This window comes from Acinetobacter sp. F9, from assembly GCF_019195275.1.
Classification (GTDB): Bacteria; Pseudomonadota; Gammaproteobacteria; order Pseudomonadales; family Moraxellaceae; genus Acinetobacter; species Acinetobacter pseudolwoffii.
In genome coordinates this window covers 1596220-1619127 of record NZ_CP078068.1, presented here as the reverse complement: position 1 = coordinate 1619127, position 22908 = coordinate 1596220, and the positions used below count along the sequence as shown (strand labels likewise).

Sequence of the window (22908 nt, the reverse complement as noted above, 5' to 3'; positions counted from 1 at the left end):
TAATAAAGAGCACCAAGATGACAATATTAAAAACTTTGGGTTTAATTGCACTGACTGGTTGCAGTGCATCACTTTTCGCAGCAGATTTTGAATTTGATCGACTAGGTGAAGGTCTGAGTACAGGCATTACCCCGGTCGGAAATGTTGCCTGGGAGCAAGGTTTGCCCACAGCCCGCTACAGCAAGTCGGGCGAGAAAACGGTAACGACACTGAATGCAGATATGTTGTTACGTACCGGACTTAGTGATGGTCTGGAGTTGCGTCTGGGCTGGGAAGGCCCTGTCTGGTCACAAGTCAAATCCAACGGTCAGACGAATGAAAATGATGGTCTGGGCGATGTCAGTATTGGTCTGAAAAAAGCCATTGATCTGGATGATGACAAACTGAGTCTGGCCTTGCTGGCCGAAGCAGTTATTGCGACAGGCAATGCCGGTTTCAGTAATGAAGAAGATATTTACAGCCTGGGTTCTGTCGTATCGTACCAATATAATGACTTGGTCAGTACCGCATTGACTATGCGTTATGAATGGCAGGACAGCAATTGGGCCATAGCTGCGATTCCATCGATCGGCTACCAGATCACCGATCGCTGGTCAGGCTATTCGGAACTGATTTACCGTAAAGCTGAAAGCATCGATAATGAATACGCGCTTGGCACTGGGGTAATGTATGCACTTAATGACCGGGTTCAGCTGGATGCCAGTGTGGGAGTTGATCTGGACGGTGCAGAGCGAAGCTACTTTTCAGGTTTAGGCGTATCCTTCTTATTCTAGGACACTCCAGTTTCGTGATGATCAGAAACCCGCAATTTCAGAGCTGGGGCAAAATACTTGCCCCGGTCATCTTGGGAAGCTTCGTGTTTAGCAGTCCGGTTCAGGCCGAAACAGCGCTCTTGTCTGCCGAGCAGGCTTTTCCTGTTCATGTGATTTCTACCAGTCAGCAACAGGCTGAACTGAGCTGGCAGATTCCGGATAACTATTATCTGTATCAGCATAAAATTGAAGTGCGGCAGGGCAATCAGCCTGTATTGCTTGAATTACCGCCTGCTAAAGATCTGTATGATGACAACTATGGGCATACCCAGGTGTATTATCAGCAGTTAAAGTTTCAGATTCCGACGCAGGCCAACCAGTCCTATCAGGTGAGCTGGCAGGGCTGTGCCAAAGACCGAATCTGTTATCCGCCGCAAAGTATTCAGTTCAAGACAGATCTGTCAGGTCTGGTGCAATTTGAAGCTGCCGGCCCAGGAAGCAAGCGCTTACTTGATCTAAACGGGTCATCACTGCAACACAATACCCTGTTTAATACAGCGGATTCCTCAGAATCTACAGCAGATGCATTTTCTGCATCCCCTAGCGGGCAACCCGCAGTCGGTGCGGCACAAGACCAAAAATGGTCAGCTCAATTGCTTGAACGCTCTTTGGGTTATGGACTGTTACTGTTCTTTGGCTTAGGAATCTTGCTGGCTTTTACCCCATGTTCCTTGCCGATGCTGCCGATCCTGACCTCGCTGATTGTACGGGATAGCAAAGGTGTCAAAGCCTGGATGATCGCCCTGACTTTTGTCAGCAGTATGGCCGCGGTCTATGCGGTGCTGGGTTTAATTGCGTCTTCGGCCGGCCTGAATTTCCAGCGTTGGTTGCAGCAACCCGGTACCCTGATTGCGTTTAGTGTATTGTTTGTCCTGTTTGCCCTGAATCTGTTTGGACTGTTTGAAATCAAACTGCCACAACGTCTGGTTCAGCGTCTGGATCGGGCTCAGGCCATGCAGCAGGGCGGTAGTTTGGTCAGTGCTGGAGTCATGGGCATGATCTCGGCGCTGCTGGTCGGGCCATGCATGACCGCACCGTTGGCGGGTGCACTCTTGTTTATTTCCCAGACCCAAAGCCAGTGGCAGGGTGCCTTGCTGCTATTTACCCTCGGTTTTGGCATGGGCACACCTTTACTGTTGGCCAGTATTTTGGGTGCACGAGTACTACCTAAAGCCGGGCACTGGATGAATCAGATCAAAGTGCTCTTTGCCTTTATCATGCTGGCGCTGGCACTGTATTTTATTCGCCCACTGATTTCAGAAGCGACTTTACAGTGGTTATCCTTAGGCTTGGGCATGGCCTTTGTGACCTATGTACTGTTCCGGATTTTCTGGCATCGTACCGGCTTGAGGTGGTTATATATCCTGTGTCTGGTGATAGCGCTGCCTTATATCAGCTATAGCCAATATCAGCATAGTCAGCGGTTTTTTGTTGAGCAGTCCAGTACAGAAGCCCAGTGGCATGTGGCACGCAGCGCAGCAGAATTTCAGCAGATTTTGAATACAGCACCGCAAGGGCAAAAGATCGTGATTGATGTCTATGCCGACTGGTGTGTCGCTTGTCAGCCGATTGAACATCGTATTTTAAAATCTGCACAGGTACAGCAGGCTCTGGCATCTTATTTCCTGATCAAGCTGGATTTAAGCCAATACAATGCCTCGCATCAAATGCTTTTAAATCAATGGGAAATTCTGGGACCACCAACCTATTTATTTCTGAATGAGCAGCAGCAGGAAATTCGCGGTTTACGTTTGACCGGTGCTTTTAGCGAAGCAGAATTGCTGGCCCAGCTGCAACGTCTGGCTCAAAGCTCAACTCCATAATATTCATAATCATCGAAAAAGCTGAACCCGTTTAAGAAACCTGCATCTGTGCAGTCACCGGTTCAGCATAGGCTTTGACCCGATTACGTCCACCGGCTTTGGCCTGATAAAGCGCCTGATCGGCCTGACTGAGTAGCTGTTGTGGGCGTAACTCGGCTTTGGAAATAGCAATTCCGAAACTGGCAGTCACCGGAATCGGCTCACCTTCATCACTCATCATCTGTAATTGCTGAATCGCGCTGCGGCAGCGTTCTGCTACTTGTTTGGCTTTTTCCAGACTGGTATTTTTCAGCACCAAAATGAACTCTTCACCGCCAAAGCGGCCCACTACATCACTTTCGCGTAACTGTTGGCTTAATACAGCACTGACTTCAATCAAGGTTTCATCGCCCTTATGATGACCATACAGATCATTAATTTTCTTAAAGTGATCCAGATCTAAGAGAACCAGGGCGTAATGGGGTACAGCCGTAGCATTGAGCTGATCCAGACATTGATTGATACTGCGCCGGTTAAACAGGTTGGTGAGCGGATCAATCTGACTGAGCTGCTTGATGAGTTCTTCACGATGACGCCATTGGCTGAGTAAAATTTCAAATAACACCATGCATACAGCTAAAATTGGGACAATGAAATACAGCATTGAAAACAGCCAGAAAGCATTATAAAAATGTTTGTCCTGAATGTTGAATAAAGGAGAATAAGGCAATTGCTGACTGAAGCTCAAATAAGCGCAACCGCCTAAAAAGAGCGAGGCTGGAATCAGCATGCTATAAACCAGCCTGCGATGAAACAGCACCAGTCCCACCATAATTAAACAGACATAGGATGTGGTGGCCACAGGACTGATCACCCCCACGACATAGGCATCACGGCACAGCGAAATCACAAAAGTACCAACTGCCAGATAGGGCAAATAACGTTCCACCAGAGGATTGCTCTGAAATTTATAACAGGGATAAATCAGTGCTAATAAAATCGCTAAAAAGCTGCTGTTCAGGATAACTTGGGTATGAACCCGTTCTAACTGAACATATTGCCAATACTCTGGATTGAATAAAACAAAGATATCCCAACCGAGCCAGGTCAGATGTACGCCGCAGCCCAAAGTTAGCATCAGGATGCACTTTTTGAGAATACTCCAGTTCATCACGACTTCATCTTCGACCAGATATTTCGTGATTCTGTGTTTGATTATTTTTTGTAATACAGGCGATATTCGCTTCATGTTGTCGGTCTGACTTAAATTATTATGGCAACTTTTTAAGATTTATTGACTATTTATAGCTTTATTTACATAAGATAACATAAGTTTTAACGCTTGATAAACCACAATATTTAAGGCGTCTGCAAAATAGGAATTTCTAATATTAAAGCTGGTTTTGTTCTAAATTCAGAATGATGTGTTTTATCTGTGCTAATTATTTCATGCAACCTAAGCCTTAAAATGGCTGCATTAGTTAGATAGCCCCATAGATGAGAGCGAAGCCATGAAAGTTTTACAGATTGATTCTAGTATTTTAGGCGATGCCTCTATTTCGCGTCAGCTGACTCAGGCGTTGGTGAGTCAGTTACAACAAAAACATGCTCAGGCCATCGAGCTTGAATATCTCGATCTTGCTGCACAGCCGATTCCACATCTCACGGCTGAAATTTTAATGGGTCAGAATGCAGAACAGACTGCATTAGGCGAAGACATCCTGCAGCAGTATTTACAGGCAGATATCGTGGTGATTGGCGCGGCCATGTATAACTTCGGTTTGCCATCGACCTTAAAAGCCTGGATTGACCGGATCTGTGTGGCGGGACGTACGTTTAAATATACCGAACAGGGCCCTGTCGGTCTGGCTGGCAATAAAAAAGTATATATTGCCAGCAGCCGTGGCGGAGTTTATGGGGAGCAAAGTCCTGCCGATTTTCAGGAAGCTTTTTTGAAAACCGTGTTTAACTTTACCGGCGTAACCGATATTGAAGTGATTCGTGCGGAAGGCGTGAACATGGGCGAAACGATCAAGGCACAAGCCTTAGAGACGGCATTGCAGCAGGTTCAAGCCATCTAAATATCCAAAAACAACTCAAAAGGTCAGCCTATGCTGGCCTTTTTTATATGGGTGAACAGTGATTAATCTCGATCCAGACGGTGCGCGAAGGCTGCCAGATCGCTCAGCGCCTGTTGGGCTTCCTCAAACCAGGTACTGAACATCTGAAAGTTATGCCACATGCCGGTATACAGTTTAAATTCCACATCGACACCCGCCTGTTCGGCTTTTTCCTTAAAACGACTGGCATCATCCAGTAGAATTTCCTTGGAACCGACCTGAATATGAGTTGGGGGCAAGCCGCTTAAATCGGCGAAAAAGGGCGAAACTTCCGGATCACCCCGATCGATGGCACGCGGGACATAATATTCAATGCCAGTTTCAACTGTTTCCAGAGACAGCAGGGCATCATGTTTCTGGTTATAGCGCAACGATTCACTGGTCAGGGTCAAATCCAGCAAAGGAGACAACAGAATCAAACCACTCACTTGTGGGAGGTTTTCTTTTTGTAATTTGAGCGCCAAGGCCAGCGCCAGATTGGCCCCACAAGAATCACCGGACAGGATGATATCTTTGGCCTGAACGCCTTGATCGAGCAATAAGTTATACACATCAAACAAGGCTTCCAAGGCCTCTGGATAGGCAGATTCCGGTGACAGCGGATAATCTACATGCAGTACCTGCATCTGGGTTCGAGCCGCAATTTGAGTCATAAAGGCACGATGGGTATTTAAAGAGCCTAAATAAAATGCCCCGCCATGAATATGAAAAATCAGCTGGGTCGACTCTTGCTGCGGCTTAATTTCCTCTGCGCGCAGACCCGCCAGACGTAGCGAACGAATTTGTACGGTTTTGTCTTGTGGAAAGAGTTTGCACATCTGCTCCAGTGCAATGCGCATTGAACTCGGTGGAAGATTGAATCTGCTCGGGGCACGAATGACTGTCTTTAAGATGCTTTCTGTAATTAATTGTTTTGTTAACGGGCTTATCTTCATTTTCCTTCCATCTTTTTGTGCTTTTATTGATCATGTAGATTATTTACCAACCATATTTACAAGGTTACACTAAATAGTCACAGCTAAAAATTGAAAAATTGTTGTGACTTTTTAATACTACAGAGGTCTATTTTCAGACTAAGGAAATGAAGAAAAATGAAAAAAATAGCGCTTATGTTAGGACTACTAGGCTTATCTGTACTGGCAAATGCCGCAGATCCTTTAAATGGCACGGTTTGGAAAACCATTGATGATAAAACCAAGCAGCCTAAGGCCATGGTTAAATTTACTGAACAAAAGAACGGTACGTTGTCAGCAAGTATTCAATCTGTGTTAACACCAGGTGAAGAAAATGCCTGTACCAAGTGTGAAGGTCCGTACAAGAACAAGTCACTCAAAGGCTTGACCATTGTGAAAGGTCTTAAGAATTCAGGTGGTACCAGCTATGACAGTGGTTCAATTCTGGATCCGCAATCTGGTAAAACTTACAAACTAAAAGGCCAACTGGCAGATGGTGGCAAGAAACTTGAGCTTCGTGGCTTTATTGGTGTGGCAGCATTAGGCCGTAACCAGACTTGGGTTCGTGCAAACTAATCCAGTTCGAGAGAAAGATAAAAGCCTGACTGCTGTCAGGCTTTTTTGTATGGATTATTTAGAATAATAATTAATTACTTAAGGTGCGATAAGCCGCGTCATCAAAACCGGCAATAAAACCTGTGGGCGTGGCCAAGATCGGACGTTTAATTAAACTGGTATGAGTGCTTAATGCGGCAATTAAAGCATCTTCACTGGACAGCGCCGTTTGCTGCTGTTCTTCAGTCAGTTTGCGCCATGTGGTTCCTTTTTTATTTAATACCACATCCTGACCCAGCGCATTCAGCCAGACTTTAATGGTATCAGCATCGATGCCCTGTTTCTTATAGTCATGAAATTCATAGCTCAACCCCAGCTCAGTCAGTAGGTCAAAAGCTTTTTTCATCGAATTGCAGTTTTTAATCCCGTAAATTTTTAACATATTCGCCATCTAACACATCTTAAATCATGGCCTAGCTTAACCAAATTCGCAGCAGTCGACCATGCAAAATAGAATGATTAGAAAACAATTTAAAATAGGGAGGCAGAATCGTCATCAAAATGACATCAATGCGCTTTAAAATGATTAACCAGAAAAACAACAATAAAAAAAATAATAATTTTAGGCAGTGGAAATAGAAAACCCGCATTTAATCATCCTGATCATGCGGGTCTCAATTCAACGTCCATTGTCACATCCATGAAAAACAAGCTAAATGTTTTAGTTTGTTTTATTTTCTTCCTACGGCGTCCTGTCCTTATATTGTCATCCTGACATGTCCCTGTGCCGTGAGGCTATAATGCTCTGTTATGACATCGAGATAAACCCAAAAAATACGTCATGTCATGTAAGCAATAAGCCTTAATTGAGTGAACAGGTGTGCACTCAATTGATAGGTATCTTTTTATAGTTTGTAGTCGATGATCACTGGGGCATGATCGCTAAACCATTGTTCCTTATACACCCAGGCATTGACGGTACGCTCTTTCCAGTCTGGTGAGCAGGCCTGATAATCAATCCGCCAACCGACGTTCTTGGCTCGGGCTTGTCCGCGGTTTGACCACCAGGAATACAGTTCAGCTTCTTTGCGTACTTCGCGGAACGTATCGACATAACCGAGTTCATCATAGATATGATCTAGCCAGGCGCGCTCATGTGGTAAACAGCCGGAAGCTTTCTGGTTGCCGGACCAGTTTTTAATATCAATCCGTTTATGCACGATGTTGTAATCACCGCAGACAATCACCGATTTATTTTCATCGCGCCATTGTTTCAGGATTTTGGCATATTCTTCCAGAAAGTGATCTTTACGCGCTTGTGCTTCATCGCCTGATGAGCCGGAAGGTAGATACAATGAACAGATATGGGCCGTTTGCTCCAAGCCTAAATCAAATTCGGCTGCAATAAAACGGCCTTGCGAATCTGCCAGTTCAAAGCCCAGACCATCGGTTAAAGAGACGAAGGGCAGGCGGCTATAAATCGCGGTACCGGCATAACCTGGACGTTCGGCAGGGAATAGATGAGTATACCAGCCTTCCGGTTTAAATTTATCGTTCCACTGCACATGGGTGATCCGGCTTTCCTGCATACAGATCACATCGGCATCCGACTGTTCCATCCATTCCAATAGGCCTTTGCTCACCGATGAGCGTAAACCGTTGACATTAATTGAAACGACACGAAGAATTTTTTGATCACCTGGATAGCTACTCTTTGGTATCATGCGCAAGTCTTACCTTAATTAATGGATTTAGGAGCACCTCATGCCAACGCCAGCTCAGTTTAACCCGCAAGCTTTTATCGAACTCGCATTATCACGCGGTGTGCTTAAATTTGGTGAGTTTACTTTAAAATCGGGACGTGTGAGTCCCTATTTTTTTAATGCGGGTCTGCTGAATGATGGTGAAGCCTTAACATTGCTGGCTTCTGGCTATGCAGCAAAATTAACGGCATGTGACCATGTGGAAGTGGTTTTTGGTCCTGCATATAAAGGTATTCCTTTTGTGGCAGCGACCGCTGTGGCGCTATCACAAAATCATGGGGTGAGTGTGCCTTGGGGTTTTAACCGCAAAGAAGCCAAAGATCATGGCGAGGGTGGCGTGCTAGTCGGTGCTTCTGTAGCAGGTAAAAAAGTCTGGATCATTGATGACGTGATCACGGCAGGAACAGCGATTCGTGAAGTCGTGACAATCTTGAAAAATGCCGGTGCACAAATCGCAGGTGTTTTGGTTGCACTTGACCGTCAGGAAAAAGGTCAGGGCGATTTATCAGCCATTCAGGAAGTGCAGCAAGAGCTCGAGATTCCTGTACATGCCTTAATTACCATGAAAGATTTGATGGACTATCTGGAAACCAAGGGCGATCAAGAAGCTTTAGCTAAAATGGAAGATTATCGAGTTAAATACGGGATCTAAGCGGTGATCCTTATCGTAAAGGAAGCTACAGCTTCCTTTTTTGTTTTAAAGTTCAATTGATGTAGAAATTAAGCATGCAAATACAGGGTGAATACTTAAAAAACTAAGTCAAAGTGCTGTAATTCAAAGATTTTTAATATTAAAGACTTTCAGTCTTGATGTAGATGAATACAGTTTAAAATACTGGAAATTGACAATAATATTCAGTGATTCTGTACGCATTTGCTTACATGAGTTCAAGCCGTTTGCGTCTATACGCAGCTTTGCTGCATTGCCTATAATGAATTCATCAGGAACAGGATGTTCCATAAAAGAATAACAAGAGATAAATACAAGGAAAGTAAGGTAAGACAGGAGTCATACCCAGCGAACCAACACGAAAAACCCCCGGCAGGATGCTGGGGGTTTTTCATTTTTAGCGATTCATGCAGGCCCAGATGTAACAGGCTTAGACGCGGGGAGAATAAATAAGATGATTTACTGGTTTAAATGACTGGAATAGGTTTAGAGAGTATCACCAACCGATCACTTTTGAAGATTGTTAATCTTTAGAGCCAAAAAAAGCACCTTAAGGTGCTTTTTTTATTGCTGGGCTAAATTATAGCGCAACGATATTGATCGCGTTCGGGCCTTTTTGACCTTCAACTACGCTGAAAGAAACGCGTTGGCCTTCAAACAATGTTTTGAAGCCAGAACTGCTAATTTCTTTAAAATGAGCAAAAACGTCAGGACCTGATTCTTGTTGAATAAAACCAAAACCTTTAGTTTCGTTAAACCATTTCACTGTACCGGTAACTGTAGTAGACATAATATAACCTATCAAATTTTTAATAATTTTAGCCATTGAAATGACTATGGATAACTTTGAAAAACAACAAGAATTGAAATAAAGATCTGAAAAAACTGAGGATTATAAAATAACACTGCGGTACTTAAAGAAGTTTAACTAAACAACACTTTTTTCTAGTTGAGTACAGCATAACCTAAATCAGCAAATATTCAAGTTTTTTATATTTATTATTTATTTTTCTTATAAATATACGTGGATCTTTCTTTTTAAATATGTGCTGGTCAATTTTTTTAGTATGACTGACTGTATAAAAGATTTACTCAAGCAAAACAACAAACATACATTTTACTTACGTTACTTTATGTTAATCAAACTGAACCAGTACGCGGCAATATTTTTCTAAGTGAATGTATTTTATAACATTGGGTAAATTTGTAGCTGGCTTGTTTAAGATAGTTCTGGTCATTGTTCAGCTATTCAAAGGCCCCTATATTAAAAACATATGGAAAAATTAACTATAAGAATTTCTTAATTTTAATTTAAAACCAGAATAAGAGTGAGTCTCATGGATTACTGGAATTGTGTTTTATTAATCTCCATTATTGCAGTTGTAGGCCTAACGATTATTATCCTGCTGGTCGGCTGTAAAATCTGGAAAAACCTGATCGTCACTTTACTGATTTCGACCATAATGAGTTTTTTGATTATCTATGCCATCAACTTTATCTTTGGAAAGAGTCTGCATTTCCTTTGGGGTCACCGGGAAGTCGGGAATCTTGACTTTATGCTTGAAATTGGGCTGATGAGTCTGGTGATTGGTGGGGTAATCACCTTTATGATTATGTTAGGCACCTTGATTGCCAAAAGTAATGATAAACAGAGTGAGGAATAGAAACAGAGAGCAGGCAGTAGCAATGCTTTCTCTGGACAATACACAGCCTCCTTCTCTTGAGTCAATTTAATAACAGCCGACGAAGTATGAATGGATTTTTCATACTTCGTCGTGGTCTTACCTTTTATCTTAAAAATGATAATCCGTCCTTAAAACATCATTTTAAGTCCTAAAGCATAGATCCAGCCCTGGTCAGAGCCGGATGCCTGCTGCCAGACAGCCTGTTTGTTTCCTTTGCTATATTCATAGCCAACCTGCAGATAAGGCATGACTTTTTTACTGATCTCATAACGGGTTTCCAATCCTAATGTCGCATGACTCAGACCAGATTTTTTCGCACTCGCAGCTTGATCATTGAAAATGATATCCAGTTCAATAAAGGGCTGCATAATCAGTTTCTGAGTCAGCAACAGGTCACGTTCTGTTTCCAGTTTGAATCCGACAAAATCATCTTCACCGACATAGAGATAGGCATTGGTTTCAAAAAAATAAGGGGCCAGGCCATGCAGTCCAAGCACTGCATCGAAACGTTCATTTTGTAGGGAAGCTGTATGCTGGCTTATATTTTCCTGACGGTAGCGCAAACCGGTTTGTACATCCCAGAAATCGGAAATATTACGGCTATACAGGATTTCGGCCGCATAGTCAGCCTGACTCGATTCAGATTTATCTGCCTGCAGCTTGAGAAAAACCTTGTTTTCATCAGTACCAATTCTGGCTTCATTCTCTGATTTAAAAGCGCCATTTCCAGCTGAATTGATTTGCCATTTCTGGTCCAGAATGACTTGGCTATAAATCTGTGCACCATGTTCTTTCCGATGGTCATGCTCCGCAGTAGCGCCAACAGGTTTTTCGTGCCCTACAGATTCTTGATCAGATAAAGATCGAGCTTGTTGGGTATGTGAGCGTAGATCCGGCACTGCAATAGGAGCGCTGTGATGTACTGCGGTTTTGCTAGGATGATGATCCTGATGATCCTGATGATCCTGATGATCCTGATGATCCTGATGATCCTGATGATCCTGATGATCCTGATGATCCTGATGATCCTGATGATCCGCTGCCAATATACCGAAACTCGCCACGAGCAGTGCACTGCTTAATACCGATTTTAAAAAGAGCTTAGTGATGTGCATGGCTTTCTCCTTGATCCACTGCTGGCTTTGACGGCATTTGTTGCGGCGAAGCATGAGAAGCTTGATCGTCATTCACATGTGCCACAATCAGCTTATTCATCATGCCGGCACTCATGTGATAGAGCAGATGGCAGTGAATCGCCCATTCTCCCAGTTCATCTGCCGTTAATAAGGTTGTGAGCGTTTTTCCAGGTGGCACAATCACGGTGTGTTTATTTGGCATCTGTGCAGCAGATTGACCATTTTCCAACTGCATAAACATGCCATGTAAATGCATCGGATGCGCCATCATGCTGTCATTGATAAATTTCAAACGGATCCGTTCGCCATATTGCACCTGCAATGGTTCGGCATCACTGAATTTTTTACCATTGATGGTCCAGATATAACGTTCCATGGTTCCACCCAGACGAATCACCAGTTCACGTTCTGCGGCTCGGGTATCGGTTTGTGGCGTCAGGGCTTTGAGGTCTTGATATTGCAATGCTTTATGCCCTGCAGGCGTAGACATATTGACCCAACCCTCAACCGGTGGATGAGACGGATTTGTCTTGGGTATAGCACTGTGACCTGCGTGCATGTCGTGCTGGGCATGCTCATCATGTTTAGGCGTATCTGTTGCAGATTTCGTGGTCTGACTGCTGTGTGCGGTATGAGACATGTCATGCGGTTCGCCATGTCCCATATCTTCCATGGTCAATAAGGCACGTGGACGTGGCGTCGGTAATTGAATCGGATGTGTCGCTGGATCAGCCTCATTGTGCAAGCTGCCAATGGCAAAGCCTGAACGGTCGATCGATTCGGCTTCAATCTGGTAATGAGGTGCAGTTGGTTCCACAATCACATCATACGTTTCAGCAGTTCCGATACGGAATTCATCTACAGCGACCGGCTGTACAGCTTGTCCATCGGCGCTAACCACGGTCATTTTAAGCTGGGGAATACGTACATCGAAAAACGACATGGCCGAGGCATTAATGAATCGCAGACGAACCTTTTCATTCGGTTTAAATTGGCCGCTCCAGTTCTGTTGCGGGGTTTTGCCATTGATTAAAAAGGTATAACCGCTGACATCAGACAGGTCGGTTTTCAACATGCGCATCTGGTTCCACATTTTGCGATCTGACCAGGTGGCCTTGAGACCGTCACGTTTTACCTGCTGGAGTACATCGCCCACGGTTTCACGCTGATTCTGATAATATTCAGCCGATTTTTTTAAATTATTCTGAATCTGCTGGCTGTCCTGTTCATGAAAATCCGACAGCATCACCACATAATCCCGCTCGGTTTTTTCATGCTCAGGCATCGGTGTTTGTGCTTTAGGATAAATCACCAAGGCACCATATAAGCCGTCCTGTTCCTGGCCTTTGGAATGCGCATGATACCAATAGGTACCGTTTTGACGAACCTTGAAACGATAAGTAAAAGACTGCTTCGGTTTGATACCCTGAAAACCATTAAATCCAGGGACACCATCCATTAGGCCGGGCAGGAGCAGGCCATGCCAGTGCAGCGAGGTATCTTGATTCTTCAGGTTATTTTGCACATGAATCACCGCATCATCACCTTCTTCGAATTCCAGCAAGGGGGCAGGGAATTTTCCGTTTACGGTAATCCGTTTGACCGTCTTTCCGGTGAGATTGAGCGGACTTTCATCAATAACCAGATGATATTCTTTAACAGCTGCAAAAACTGCAGACGATGACATCAGGCAAATGCCCAGACATAGGCATTGGGGAATTTTAATTAACATCACTTAATCCTTAATTAATAAAAAATTGAATATTCAGGATTAAGTTTTGGGTGGGCGCAGGATTTCCTGCCAATAACCGGCAAGGTGTTTGGCATGATAAGTTGGGAGGAGGGTTCTTTCTAGAGAATGATGGTCGAATACTGTCAGTTCAGGGGCCGAAATTTGCAAGCCGCTCATCTGGCTTTGACAGGCCATCGTACTACAATCCAGACAGTCTTGTGAGTGCTGTGGCATATCCGGAAAACAGTCAGCCTGTGTCAGGTCTTGATCTGAGTTATGCGCAGATTCATGCATAGCATGAGAGGTGGAGGCTTTTACCATGTCCAGACAATGGCTGCTCATCTGTTCAGACGACATGACCAAATGCATGGTTGTTGCAGAAGCAACAGACACACTGCTCCAGCCTATGGCAAAAACCATAAGCATCACCAACCAGATCTGTTTGACGAGCCGTGTGAGCAAAGTCCACCCTGAAAAAAACGCTGCATGTTTGAGCAATAAAAGCATAAACGCAGTGACTGCAATTAGCAAATCCTGTGCGAGATTATTTTTAGTCAGCTACATCACACTTTTATAGGTTCAGGTTTCAGTTTCGCACTTTTCACATTTTTTACAGTCCAGCAGCATGCCAAGCTTTTCTTTGCGCCCTTGCTCGGTCATCACCCAGGGCCGATTTTGCCACGGCGGGGTATGCCGTACATGCTGGCCATGTCCGCAGGCCAGCTCTGCAACCCAATGCTGTTCTTCATCCAAATGAAAACCGATAATTGCCTGTTGCATGGCAAACCTCCTTTTGAGCTCAATCTGCCTCAGTACTTATCTAAAAATCTATACAGAACAAGTCATGCAAAATCACCATAAACAAAAGAATCCACACAAGCTATACTCCTTGCTAAGTCATTTTTTGAAAAAGAGCAGAGACACATGCGCGTACTTGTTGTGATGGATCCCATCGAAAATGTAAACCTGAAGAAAGACTCGACCATGGCCATGCTTTGGGCAGCAGCACGCCGTGGGCATGAGCTTGGTTATGCATTACAACAAGATTTATATATTGAGCAGGGCAAAGCTTTTGGTTTGATAGCGCCGCTACAGGTGTTTGAAGACTATGATCACTATTATGAACTCGGTGAAAAAAAGAAAGAATCCATCGCTGCTTATGATGTGGTGTTGATGCGTAAAGATCCACCTTTTGATATGAATTTTGTCTACACCACTTATATTCTGGAGCAGGCAGAACGCGAAGGTGCATGGATTATTAACAAGCCACAAAGCCTGCGTGACTGTAATGAAAAACTGTTTGCGACCCAGTTCCCGCATCTGCAAGTTCCGACACTGGTGACTTCGCAGCAAAGCCTGATTCGTGAGTTTCTCAAAGAACAGGTCGATGTGATTGTGAAACCGCTGGATGGCATGGGGGGTACTGGAATTTTCCGCCTGTATCAGGATGGCATCAATATTGGTTCAACCATTGAAATGCTGACCAATAACGGTACCCAGCCGATTATGGCACAGCGTTATATTCCTGAAATTGTCGAAGGTGATAAACGTATCCTGATGATTAATGGCGAGCCAGTACCATATTGCTTGGCCCGTATTCCACAAAATGGTGAAGTGCGCGGCAATCTGGCGGCAGGCGGTCTGGGAGAAGCACGTCCACTGACTGAAAATGACCGCGCCATTGCGGCAAAAGTAGGCCCTTATCTTAGAGAAAAAGGTCTGATTTTTGTAGGACTGGATGTGATTGGTAATTATGTCACTGAAATTAATGTAACCAGCCCAACCTGTATTCGTGAAATTGATGACCAGTTTGGAACCTCAATTGCCGATGATCTGTTTGCTGTATTAGAGGCAGGCCGTTCGCAGCAGGTTTAAACCAGACAGAAAAAGAGCCTCATCTGAGGTAATGCTGATCAGTTAAGGAGTTTAGAAGTAGACTCTTTAACTTTTTAGTCATTCAATGCGGAGTATTAATGTTATAAATCAAATTCTTGTAAATTATTTGTTACTTTGGTTTCGCCCAAATGAGAAGCGAAGCTTCGCAAGGAAGGCATCTTGCGGAGCAACACTCCTCACCGCAAAACTCGTCAGCCTCCATCGACTAGTAAATTTGTCGCAGAAACAATCATTTTTAAATCTAGTCCTGCCTCAAACAGTTGCGGATGACTTTTCTACTTGTCAAATATGATCATGAATTTAAAAAAGAAAATTCTAGTCAATTTCTTAACTGACTGGCATTACTCATCTGAGGCTCTTTTTTATTGAGCATAACGCTTAAATAAAAGCAGCGTCATCAATATTCCTAAGATAGAAAGACAGGCTGTGACTGTCGCGATATGGGCCCATTGTTGTGTCGTGGATACCAGTGCCGCACTCAGAGGAGGTACAAAGAATTGCCCACAGGCTGAAACCTGTAAAACCAGACCGACACTGGCGGCTGCGGCATTGGCATGCGGTGCATAGCGCAGGGTAATCGCAAAAATTGTGGTCGGAATCATCCCGCCAATGAGTGAAAACAGTACGGCACTCACAAGCTGTAATTCAAATAACAGCCAAGAGCTTGCCGCAAAAGCCAGCAAGCTGCTGCACAGCATGGCGATAAATCCTGTGCTTAACAGGGTTTTGGGTTTCCAGCCACCTTGCAGCAACATACCTGCGCCAAAGGTACCGCCTAAATTGGCAAGCACCACCATCGAGACCAGAGCCCCTGCGACTTTTAAGTCAATCCCATGTTCGACATACAGGGTAGGCAAGAATCCAGTCACGGTTATCCACTGACTGGTATAACAGGCAAAAATAATGGCCAAACACAAAATCGGTGGGTGAGTCAGGGTCACTTTAATAATTTGCCAGAAGGAGGTATTTTCTGTGCCGGCTTGCGGGTGATTCGGCTGTACCGGTGTGACCGCTTCAAGATATAAATACCGTTTAATCATCACTGCAATGAGCAGACAGAGACTCCCTAAAATGGCCCAAATGCTTTGCCAGCTCAGGTATTCAAGCAACATGGGAATGGTAAAGACAGCAAGACTGACACCAACCCCCATATAGGAACTCCAGAGTCCCATTTTAAAATTGAGTGTTTCAGCTCGGCTGATACGTTTGAGAATGGCAGGGGCACATAAGGAGATAGTTAAAAATCCGATCCCTTCAGTAAAACGGAAGAAATACAACGCCGCGACATGCTGAATCCAGAGGCCTGCCATACTGCTGAGGCCTAAAATGATCAACGCCAAGATCAGGCAGCGTTTTAAACCGACTTTTTCTGACAATGCACCAATACACAAGGCAAACAGCATCCCCGCGCCTTGAACCAGAGACAGGGAAAAACCGGCTTGCGTAAAGCTGAGACCTAAATCCTGTTGTAAAATGGGAATAACCGCAGAAAGTTTCCCGACATGAATAGCCGCCAAATAGCCGGCCAAAATAATCCATAGGTCACGAATTGATATTTTTGACATTTATAATGATTTAATCCATTCAATCAATGCGCTAATACAGCTAAAAAAGTATATAGCGATATGGATAACATAAAATTTTATTAAGATTTATATGATTTAGGCATAAGTTAATAGAGCAATTAAACTGGTGAATGAATAGAAATTGCTGAGAAAATCCCGAAAAACAAATAGATCTAACAAATACAGTGAGGGAAAGATTAAATGAAAGAGGGTTAAAATTGTGTTTATATGTCACTTAAGTCTAAGGAAAAATGCCTGCCTGATAACAAAACTAGTTTAAACTTTAAAATCGTATGAAAAAAACAATTAATGCCTTGTTGAAATAAAGTAAATAAACTTTCAAGGCCCTACAATTGTGATTACAATTGACCACTTAAATCAGATTTCCTGTTCCATTTTTTAAATTGAAGAATTAGACCGTGACCGACGCTCAGCAAAAACAGCCTAAACATGTCATGATGATGGCCGCAGGTACGGGTGGACATGTGTTTCCAGCGTTAGCCGTTGCAAAAAATTTACAACAACAAGGGATTGAAGTGTCTTGGCTGGCTACGCCTGCAGGCATGGAAAATCGTTTATTAAAAAATCAGAATATTCCTGTTTATCAAATTGATATTCAGGGTGTGCGTGGTAATGGTTTTGTACGTAAGGCCTTGGCCCCTTTTAAAATTATGAAAGCGACTTTTAGTGCCATGAAATACATGAAGCAGCTAAAAGTCGATGCCGTAGCCGGCTTTGGTGGTTATGTGGCAGGGCCGGGTGGTCTGGCTGCGCGTATCCTAGGCATTCCGGTGCTGGTTCATGAGCAGAATGCGGTGGCCGGTTTTACCAATAGCCAATTGTCGCGTGTTGCCAAGACGGTGTGTCAGGCGTTTCCGGACACCTTTCCCGCACAGGATAAAATCGTGACCACGGGCAATCCGGTGCGCCAAGAAATTAGTGACATTTTAAATCCGTCCTGGCGTTATCAGGAGCGTGAAAAAGCAGGATTACCCTTACGCATTTTAATCGTGGGCGGATCTTTGGGGGCGCAGGCCTTAAATGAACGGGTGCCTGAAGCCTTAAAACAGTTCAATGTGCCTTTAAATGTCTATCATCAGTGTGGTCAAAACCATGCTGAGGCGACGCGTGCACGTTATGCCAATGCTCCGGCAAATCTGCACGTCGAAGTCCAGCCTTTTATTGAAGATATGGCCAAAGCCTATAGTGATGCCGATGTGGTGATCTGTCGTGCTGGCGCATTGACCGTGACTGAAATTGCGACGGCAGGTGTGGCTGCGATTTTTGTACCGCTTCCAAGTGCGGTGGATGATCACCAGACTGCCAATGCCGGCTTTCTGGCCAAGATCAATGCAGCAAAAATCTGCCCACAGGCCAGCATGACCCCGGAAAGTTTAAAAACCTTATTAGAGCCGATGCTGAATCGCCAGCTATTAATGGAGATGGCGGTAAAAGCACGTCGACAGGCTCAACCCGATGCGACTCAACATGTGGTCCGTTTAATTCAAGAATTATCATTCGAGTAAACTATGTCTCCAGTAACCCCAGCTGAACAAGCGAAAAAATTAATTAAAGTGCCGGAAATGCGCCGTATCAAACACATTCATTTTGTGGGCATTGGTGGTGCAGGCATGTGTGGTATTGCCGAAGTATTGAAAAATCAGGGCTATAAAGTTTCCGGTTCAGATATCAAGGCATCCAATACCACGGCGCAGCTGGAAGAAAATGGGATCAAGGTTTATATCGGGCACACTGCAAATAATATTAAAGGGGCCAATGTGATCGTGGTGTCTACTGCGATTGACAAGGAAAACCCGGAAATTAAAACCGCGATTGAAAGTCGTATTCCCGTGGTTCGCCGTGCAGAAATGCTGGGTGAGCTGATGCGTTACCGTCATGGTATTGCGGTTGCCGGTACTCATGGCAAAACCACGACCACCAGTCTGCTTACCTGTATGCTGGCAGAAGAAAACATGGATCCAACCTATGTGATCGGCGGTTTGCTGAACCGTACCGGTATGAATGCTGCTCTGGGTGCCAGCCGTTATATCGTGGCAGAAGCCGATGAATCGGATGCCTCTTTCCTGCACTTGGAACCTATGGCTGCTGTAGTGACCAATATCGATGCCGACCATATGGACACTTATGGCGGTAGCTTCGATGTGCTGAAAGATACCTTTATCCAGTTCCTGCAAAAACTGCCATTTTATGGCCTGGCCGTGGTCTGTGGTGATGATGCCAATATTCGTGAAATCATGCCACGAATTGCACGTCCGGTGCTGACCTATGGTTTTAATGAAGACAATGACATTCGCGCGATAGATGTCGATCAGGACGGCATGCAAACGCACTTTACCGTATTGCGTAAAGAGCGTGAGCCATTACGTGTGACCGTGAATCAGCCAGGCTTACATAATGTCCTGAATGCCTTGGCTGCGATTGGTGTCGCGACCGATGAAGGTGTGTCTGATGCTTCTATTTGCCGTGCACTGGAAGGTTTCAGTGGGGTAGGCCGTCGCTTCGAAGTTCAGGGCGAATTTGAAATTGATGGTGGTAATGTAAAACTGGTGGATGATTATGGTCATCATCCAAAAGAAGTCGAAGCCACCATTAAAGCCGCGCGTCAGAGTCATCCGGATCGTCGTCTGGTGATGATGTTCCAGCCACACCGTTATAGCCGTACCCGTGACTGTTTTGATGATTTTGTGGAAGTACTTTCTACTGTAGACCAGTTATTGTTATTGGATGTTTATCCTGCCGGTGAAAAACCGATTGTCGGGGCGGACAGCCGTACTTTAGCCCGCAGCATTCGCTTACGTGGCGAAGTTGAGCCAATTCTGGTCGATGCGGTGGACGGTAATCTGAATCAGATCATGAGAAAAGTATTGCAAGCAAATGACTTGTTATTAACCCAAGGCGCAGGTAATGTTGGAGCAATCTCAGTCGAACTTGCGCAAAATCACTTATATATAAAATAGTCATCTTGCATGACTGAATTGAATTGACCAGATTGAAAAAAGTTTAAGGATATAAACGTGTCAAATGCTTCAAAATTCGGAAAAGTTGCCGTGTTGCTTGGTGGTAAATCTGCAGAGCGTGAGGTTTCTCTAGACAGTGGTACGGCGGTACTTGAGGCATTAGTGCGTTCAGGGGTCAATGCGGAAGCTTTTGACCCGCAGCAACGTAGTGTCACAGAACTGGTAAATTATGACCGTGCTTTCATTGTATTGCATGGTCGTGGTGGTGAAGACGGTCAGATTCAGGGTGTACTGGAATGGCTAAATGTGCCCTATACCGGTACAGGGGTACAAGGCTCTGCAATCGGCATGGACAAGGTCAAGACCAAGCAGGTCTGGCAGGGTTCGGAATTGCCGACAGCGCCTTACCGTATTGTTACCAAAGATTCCGATGCGGCTGATATCGTCAATTCTTTAGGCCTGCCTTTGATTATCAAACCGGTACATGAAGGTTCCAGTATCGGCATGAGCAAGGTCGAAAAAATTGAAGACTTTGCAGAAGCAATTGCCAAGGCAACTGAACATGATGCCGTGGTGATGGCAGAACAATGGATTACCGGCCGTGAATTCACCATTGTGGTTTTAAATGGTCAGGCGCTGCCTGTGATTCGTCTTGAACCACCTCAAGATGTTGCTTTCTATGATTATGAAGCCAAATATAACCGTAATGATGTGCAATATGGCATTCCATGTGGTTTGACCGAAGCTGAAGAGCAACAGTTAAAAGCCCTGAGTCTGCGTGCATTTCAGGCAGTCGGTGCCAGCGGTTGGGGCCGGATTGATGCCATGCAGGATGAACAGGGCAACTTCTGGCTGCTGGAAGTAAATACCGTACCGGGCATGACTAGTCATTCTTTGGTGCCAAAAGCGGCAGCTGCAGTCGATTATAGTTTTGATGACCTGTGTGTTGCGATTCTGGAACAGACCCTGACCGGGTCGGCACACTAAATATGGCTCAACTTCCTGTTTCCATGCGCCGTAAACGTGCTGCGATTACCTCAATTCACGACAAGCCGCCGACACGCAAAGAAAAGCTGTCCAATTTTGGTGGCTGGTTATTGTTGTGTATTGCGGTGCTGGTGCTGGCCTTTGGAATATTGGGCTTATATAAAGTCATGACCAATACCGAAGTGGCAGAGCTGGGCGTGTTAGGTACGCGCTCGGCTGCTGAACAGCGTCAGGTCATGCAATATGTGTCACCGGTTGTGACCGAAAACTATTTTACTTCGGATCTGGAAGCGATCCGCGATCGTACCCTGGAGCTGTCCTGGGTGGATCGGGTGGTGGTTTCCCGAGCCTGGCCAAATGGCATTCGGGTACGGATCATGCCACATCATGCGATTGCACGTTGGGGCACAGGACGTTTATTGAGTGACAGTGGTGTCATTTTCACCGAAGTCACACCCAAGAATTATGAGGCATTACCGTTACTACATGGGCCAGCGAGCCATGCAGAAACCATGATGCGTCGTTATAATGAAATTAATCAGTTATTTTTGCCACAAGGCATTCGTCTAAAAGAACTCTATCTCACCGAGCGAATGACCTGGTTTATGCAGTTTGATTCGGGTTTAAGAATAATTGTTGATAAAGATCAGACCATGAGCAAATTACAGCGCTTGAGCCATCTGTCTCAAAGCGACTTAAAGCCGGTCTGGTCTAAAATTTCGGCCATCGACCTGCGTTATCGCAATGGATTGTCGATACAGTGGAAAAATTCAATTCCGCCTAAAATTGTAAATGGGCATTTTATTGTAACCATTGATGACACGGGCGTTGAGAATAATGTAACAGTAAAGCCATAATGATCGGCTTTAAAAAATAGAGGCATTCAAGCCATAAATCTAACAAACATGTAATGGTAGTAGTGAATAATGAGTGAAGCTGTTCCCTCGGTTGTGGCGATTGACATTGGGACACACAAAGTTTCAGTTTTGATTGGCAAGGTACACGCGCCAGACAATATCCAAGTGATTGGTATGGCTACCGCTCGTAACCGAGGCATGAGTAAAGGGAAAATTGTCAGTCTCGATAAAGTTATTACCGCAATTAAAAATGCCGTCCAAGAAGCAGAAGATATGGCGGAGTGTCGGGTGCATTCTGCTTGGGTTTCTATTCCAAGTGCCGAATTAAAAAGCTTTTATGCTTCAGGTCGAACCTCGATCGACAATAGCGAACATGCGATTACCACCAGCGAAGTGGTTCGTGCACTGGAGTTGGCCAAAGCCAGTCATTTGACTTCAGACCATTATCTGGTCAGTGCTGTGCCTTTGGGCTTCGAGCTAGATGACTCATCAGAGTGGGTGCTGAATCCGATTCGGATGTCTGCACATAGCATGACTGGTCATTATCATCTGATGATGCTGCCGATTAGCACCATGCAAAATATTGACCGTGCCCTCAAGGGCGCCAATATTGGTGTGGAAAAAATGGTGGTCTCAAGTCTGGCAACTGCTGAGGCCAGTCTGCTCAAAGATGAAAAAGAATATGGCGTCTGTCTGGTCGATATCGGTGCCGGCACCACCAATGTGGCGGTGTATGTGGATGGTCGTCTGGCCTTAACCCATACCTTCCAGCGTGGTGGCGAGCATGTGACCCGTGATATTGCGGCGGTGTTACAGACCACGACCGAAGAAGCTGAACGCCTGAAACTGCTGTATGGCTGTGTAGACCTGAAAGTGGTTAAGCCTGACCATATGATTCAGTTCCAGGGGATTGATGGGCCACAAACCATCAGCCGGATTGAGCTGACCGAAATTATCATGGCGCGTTATGACGAGATTCTTGGATTGGTGCGTGATGAACTGGTGAAAAATGGCGCGATCCAGGGCTTGTATCATGGTGTGGTCCTGACCGGTGATGCCAGTCATATTGAAGGTATGGTGAGTTTTGTACGCCGTACCTTGGGTGTGTCAGCTCATTTGGGTAATCCACCAACGCAGGTGTATGCCGATGAACAGCATCAGGCGGCGCTACGCCGTTCGCAATATAGTACGGTCGCGGGTTTGCTGATGTTTAGTCAGAGTGATACTCAAGACACGATTGTAGAACAGGATGATGTAGAGCGATTATCGTTAACTCAGCGCGTCAAGCGGGCTTGGTCTGGCTTTAATGACACCTTGAAATCAATCTTTTAAGTCGATTTTTATTGTGAATATTGTTGAGAAGATGTAGTTAATCGGGCTTGTACTTGACAAGTTAA

Annotated in this window: 22 protein-coding genes; 12 read left to right on the top strand and 10 right to left on the bottom strand. The window is 44.8% G+C overall.

Annotated elements, in window-relative coordinates; genetic code table 11:
- Window positions 1-17 precede the first annotated feature (17 nt).
- Window positions 18-773, top strand: a complete 756-nt coding sequence (locus KT990_RS07715) for a transporter (RefSeq protein ID WP_218208576.1) — start codon at window positions 18-20, stop codon at window positions 771-773.
- 17 nt (window positions 774-790) lie between these two features.
- Entirely contained in the window at window positions 791-2635 is a 1845-nt protein-coding gene (gene dsbD, locus KT990_RS07710; RefSeq protein WP_416378415.1) for a protein-disulfide reductase DsbD, read from the top strand.
- Window positions 2636-2666: 31 nt separating this feature from the next.
- On the opposite strand, the gene KT990_RS07705 is transcribed toward dsbD, so the two are convergent.
- Window positions 2667-3863, bottom strand: coding sequence for a GGDEF domain-containing protein (locus KT990_RS07705; RefSeq protein ID WP_005094983.1), 1197 nt, complete (start codon window positions 3861-3863; stop codon window positions 2667-2669).
- 262 nt (window positions 3864-4125) lie between these two features.
- Between KT990_RS07705 and KT990_RS07700 the strand changes: the two genes are divergently transcribed.
- Window positions 4126-4695 carry an FMN-dependent NADH-azoreductase gene (locus KT990_RS07700; protein WP_005094985.1) on the top strand — a complete coding sequence of 190 codons (570 nt, stop codon included), beginning with the start codon at window positions 4126-4128 and terminating at the stop codon, window positions 4693-4695.
- Between the two features lie 62 nt (window positions 4696-4757).
- Here the strand turns inward: KT990_RS07700 and KT990_RS07695 are convergent, their stop codons facing one another.
- A complete protein-coding gene (locus KT990_RS07695; RefSeq protein ID WP_218208575.1) occupies window positions 4758-5669 on the bottom strand; it encodes an alpha/beta hydrolase in 912 nt (303 codons plus the stop codon).
- A 156-nt stretch (window positions 5670-5825) separates the two neighbouring features.
- Here KT990_RS07695 and KT990_RS07690 point away from each other — a divergent pair, with 156 nt between their 5' ends.
- Window positions 5826-6263: a DUF2147 domain-containing protein gene (locus tag KT990_RS07690; protein ID WP_005173279.1), complete on the top strand. Its 438-nt coding sequence runs from the start codon at window positions 5826-5828 to the stop codon at window positions 6261-6263.
- Between the two features lie 70 nt (window positions 6264-6333).
- Here KT990_RS07690 and KT990_RS07685 read toward each other — a convergent pair whose 3' ends face one another.
- Both KT990_RS07685 and KT990_RS07680 read right to left on the bottom strand, forming a co-directional pair.
- A complete protein-coding gene (locus KT990_RS07685) occupies window positions 6334-6684 on the bottom strand; it encodes a Spx/MgsR family RNA polymerase-binding regulatory protein (protein ID WP_034609159.1) in 351 nt (116 codons plus the stop codon).
- Between the two features lie 463 nt (window positions 6685-7147).
- The gene (locus tag KT990_RS07680) at window positions 7148-7966 is read right to left on the bottom strand and encodes an exodeoxyribonuclease III (protein WP_218208574.1); all 819 of its coding nucleotides are present in this window, start codon (window positions 7964-7966) and stop codon (window positions 7148-7150) included.
- Between the two features lie 40 nt (window positions 7967-8006).
- Here KT990_RS07680 and pyrE point away from each other — a divergent pair, with 40 nt between their 5' ends.
- On the top strand, window positions 8007-8657 hold the full coding sequence (gene pyrE, locus KT990_RS07675) for an orotate phosphoribosyltransferase (protein ID WP_005094997.1): 651 nt from the start codon (window positions 8007-8009) through the stop codon (window positions 8655-8657).
- Window positions 8658-9255: 598 nt separating this feature from the next.
- On the opposite strand, the gene KT990_RS07670 is transcribed toward pyrE, so the two are convergent.
- The gene (locus KT990_RS07670; RefSeq protein ID WP_005094999.1) at window positions 9256-9465 is read right to left on the bottom strand and encodes a cold-shock protein; all 210 of its coding nucleotides are present in this window, start codon (window positions 9463-9465) and stop codon (window positions 9256-9258) included.
- 547 nt (window positions 9466-10012) lie between these two features.
- Here KT990_RS07670 and KT990_RS07665 point away from each other — a divergent pair.
- Window positions 10013-10339, top strand: coding sequence for a hypothetical protein (locus tag KT990_RS07665; protein ID WP_005095001.1), 327 nt, complete (start codon window positions 10013-10015; stop codon window positions 10337-10339).
- A gap of 149 nt (window positions 10340-10488) precedes the next feature.
- Here the strand turns inward: KT990_RS07665 and KT990_RS07660 are convergent, their stop codons facing one another.
- The 4 genes from KT990_RS07660 to KT990_RS07645 form a co-directional block, all read right to left on the bottom strand.
- Window positions 10489-11475: a copper resistance protein B gene (locus tag KT990_RS07660; RefSeq protein WP_218208573.1), complete on the bottom strand. Its 987-nt coding sequence runs from the start codon at window positions 11473-11475 to the stop codon at window positions 10489-10491.
- Window positions 11462-13228, bottom strand: coding sequence for a copper resistance system multicopper oxidase (locus KT990_RS07655; RefSeq protein ID WP_100356986.1), 1767 nt, complete (start codon window positions 13226-13228; stop codon window positions 11462-11464). The genes KT990_RS07660 and KT990_RS07655 overlap by 14 nt, the downstream gene beginning before the upstream one ends.
- Window positions 13229-13267: 39 nt before the next feature.
- Window positions 13268-13648 carry a hypothetical protein gene (locus KT990_RS07650; RefSeq protein ID WP_227523614.1) on the bottom strand — a complete coding sequence of 127 codons (381 nt, stop codon included), beginning with the start codon at window positions 13646-13648 and terminating at the stop codon, window positions 13268-13270.
- A 159-nt stretch (window positions 13649-13807) separates the two neighbouring features.
- Window positions 13808-14008: a DUF3565 domain-containing protein gene (locus KT990_RS07645; RefSeq protein WP_004281307.1), complete on the bottom strand. Its 201-nt coding sequence runs from the start codon at window positions 14006-14008 to the stop codon at window positions 13808-13810.
- 144 nt (window positions 14009-14152) lie between these two features.
- Between KT990_RS07645 and gshB the strand changes: the two genes are divergently transcribed.
- A complete protein-coding gene (gene gshB / locus KT990_RS07640; protein WP_180072406.1) occupies window positions 14153-15103 on the top strand; it encodes a glutathione synthase in 951 nt (316 codons plus the stop codon).
- Between the two features lie 383 nt (window positions 15104-15486).
- Here the strand turns inward: gshB and KT990_RS07635 are convergent, their stop codons facing one another.
- A complete protein-coding gene (locus tag KT990_RS07635; protein ID WP_005095012.1) occupies window positions 15487-16689 on the bottom strand; it encodes a CynX/NimT family MFS transporter in 1203 nt (400 codons plus the stop codon).
- Window positions 16690-17108: 419 nt separating this feature from the next.
- Here KT990_RS07635 and murG point away from each other — a divergent pair, with 419 nt between their 5' ends.
- From murG to ftsA, 5 genes are all read left to right on the top strand, one after another.
- Window positions 17109-18215 carry an undecaprenyldiphospho-muramoylpentapeptide beta-N-acetylglucosaminyltransferase gene (gene murG, locus KT990_RS07630; RefSeq protein WP_180085531.1) on the top strand — a complete coding sequence of 369 codons (1107 nt, stop codon included), beginning with the start codon at window positions 17109-17111 and terminating at the stop codon, window positions 18213-18215.
- Window positions 18216-18218: 3 nt separating this feature from the next.
- Window positions 18219-19667 (top strand): UDP-N-acetylmuramate--L-alanine ligase, encoded by a 1449-nt coding sequence (murC, locus tag KT990_RS07625; protein ID WP_005173263.1) that lies wholly within the window; start codon window positions 18219-18221, stop codon window positions 19665-19667.
- Window positions 19668-19724: 57 nt separating this feature from the next.
- A complete protein-coding gene (locus tag KT990_RS07620) occupies window positions 19725-20654 on the top strand; it encodes a D-alanine--D-alanine ligase (RefSeq protein ID WP_159138386.1) in 930 nt (309 codons plus the stop codon).
- 2 nt (window positions 20655-20656) lie between these two features.
- Window positions 20657-21511, top strand: coding sequence for a cell division protein FtsQ/DivIB (locus tag KT990_RS07615; RefSeq protein ID WP_100329511.1), 855 nt, complete (start codon window positions 20657-20659; stop codon window positions 21509-21511).
- A 69-nt stretch (window positions 21512-21580) separates the two neighbouring features.
- A complete protein-coding gene (ftsA, locus tag KT990_RS07610; RefSeq protein ID WP_005173256.1) occupies window positions 21581-22843 on the top strand; it encodes a cell division protein FtsA in 1263 nt (420 codons plus the stop codon).
- The last annotated feature ends 65 nt before the right edge of the window (window positions 22844-22908 follow it).

What these genes read in the sequence shown, in the direction of transcription:
- KT990_RS07715 (WP_218208576.1), top strand. Translation starts at nt 18, where the DNA reads ATGACAATATTAAAAACTTTGGGTTTAATTGCACTGACTGGTTGCAGT.
- dsbD (WP_416378415.1), top strand. Translation starts at nt 791, where the DNA reads ATGATCAGAAACCCGCAATTTCAGAGCTGGGGCAAAATACTTGCCCCG.
- KT990_RS07705 (WP_005094983.1), bottom strand. Translation starts at nt 3,863, where the DNA reads ATGAAGCGAATATCGCCTGTATTACAAAAAATAATCAAACACAGAATC.
- KT990_RS07700 (WP_005094985.1), top strand. Translation starts at nt 4,126, where the DNA reads ATGAAAGTTTTACAGATTGATTCTAGTATTTTAGGCGATGCCTCTATT.
- KT990_RS07695 (WP_218208575.1), bottom strand. Translation starts at nt 5,669, where the DNA reads ATGAAGATAAGCCCGTTAACAAAACAATTAATTACAGAAAGCATCTTA.
- KT990_RS07690 (WP_005173279.1), top strand. Translation starts at nt 5,826, where the DNA reads ATGAAAAAAATAGCGCTTATGTTAGGACTACTAGGCTTATCTGTACTG.
- KT990_RS07685 (WP_034609159.1), bottom strand. Translation starts at nt 6,684, where the DNA reads ATGTTAAAAATTTACGGGATTAAAAACTGCAATTCGATGAAAAAAGCT.
- KT990_RS07680 (WP_218208574.1), bottom strand. Translation starts at nt 7,966, where the DNA reads ATGATACCAAAGAGTAGCTATCCAGGTGATCAAAAAATTCTTCGTGTC.
- pyrE (WP_005094997.1), top strand. Translation starts at nt 8,007, where the DNA reads ATGCCAACGCCAGCTCAGTTTAACCCGCAAGCTTTTATCGAACTCGCA.
- KT990_RS07670 (WP_005094999.1), bottom strand. Translation starts at nt 9,465, where the DNA reads ATGTCTACTACAGTTACCGGTACAGTGAAATGGTTTAACGAAACTAAA.
- KT990_RS07665 (WP_005095001.1), top strand. Translation starts at nt 10,013, where the DNA reads ATGGATTACTGGAATTGTGTTTTATTAATCTCCATTATTGCAGTTGTA.
- KT990_RS07660 (WP_218208573.1), bottom strand. Translation starts at nt 11,475, where the DNA reads ATGCACATCACTAAGCTCTTTTTAAAATCGGTATTAAGCAGTGCACTG.
- KT990_RS07655 (WP_100356986.1), bottom strand. Translation starts at nt 13,228, where the DNA reads ATGTTAATTAAAATTCCCCAATGCCTATGTCTGGGCATTTGCCTGATG.
- KT990_RS07650 (WP_227523614.1), bottom strand. Translation starts at nt 13,648, where the DNA reads ATGGTTTTTGCCATAGGCTGGAGCAGTGTGTCTGTTGCTTCTGCAACA.
- KT990_RS07645 (WP_004281307.1), bottom strand. Translation starts at nt 14,008, where the DNA reads ATGCAACAGGCAATTATCGGTTTTCATTTGGATGAAGAACAGCATTGG.
- gshB (WP_180072406.1), top strand. Translation starts at nt 14,153, where the DNA reads ATGCGCGTACTTGTTGTGATGGATCCCATCGAAAATGTAAACCTGAAG.
- KT990_RS07635 (WP_005095012.1), bottom strand. Translation starts at nt 16,689, where the DNA reads ATGTCAAAAATATCAATTCGTGACCTATGGATTATTTTGGCCGGCTAT.
- murC (WP_005173263.1), top strand. Translation starts at nt 18,219, where the DNA reads ATGTCTCCAGTAACCCCAGCTGAACAAGCGAAAAAATTAATTAAAGTG.
- KT990_RS07615 (WP_100329511.1), top strand. Translation starts at nt 20,657, where the DNA reads ATGGCTCAACTTCCTGTTTCCATGCGCCGTAAACGTGCTGCGATTACC.
- ftsA (WP_005173256.1), top strand. Translation starts at nt 21,581, where the DNA reads ATGAGTGAAGCTGTTCCCTCGGTTGTGGCGATTGACATTGGGACACAC.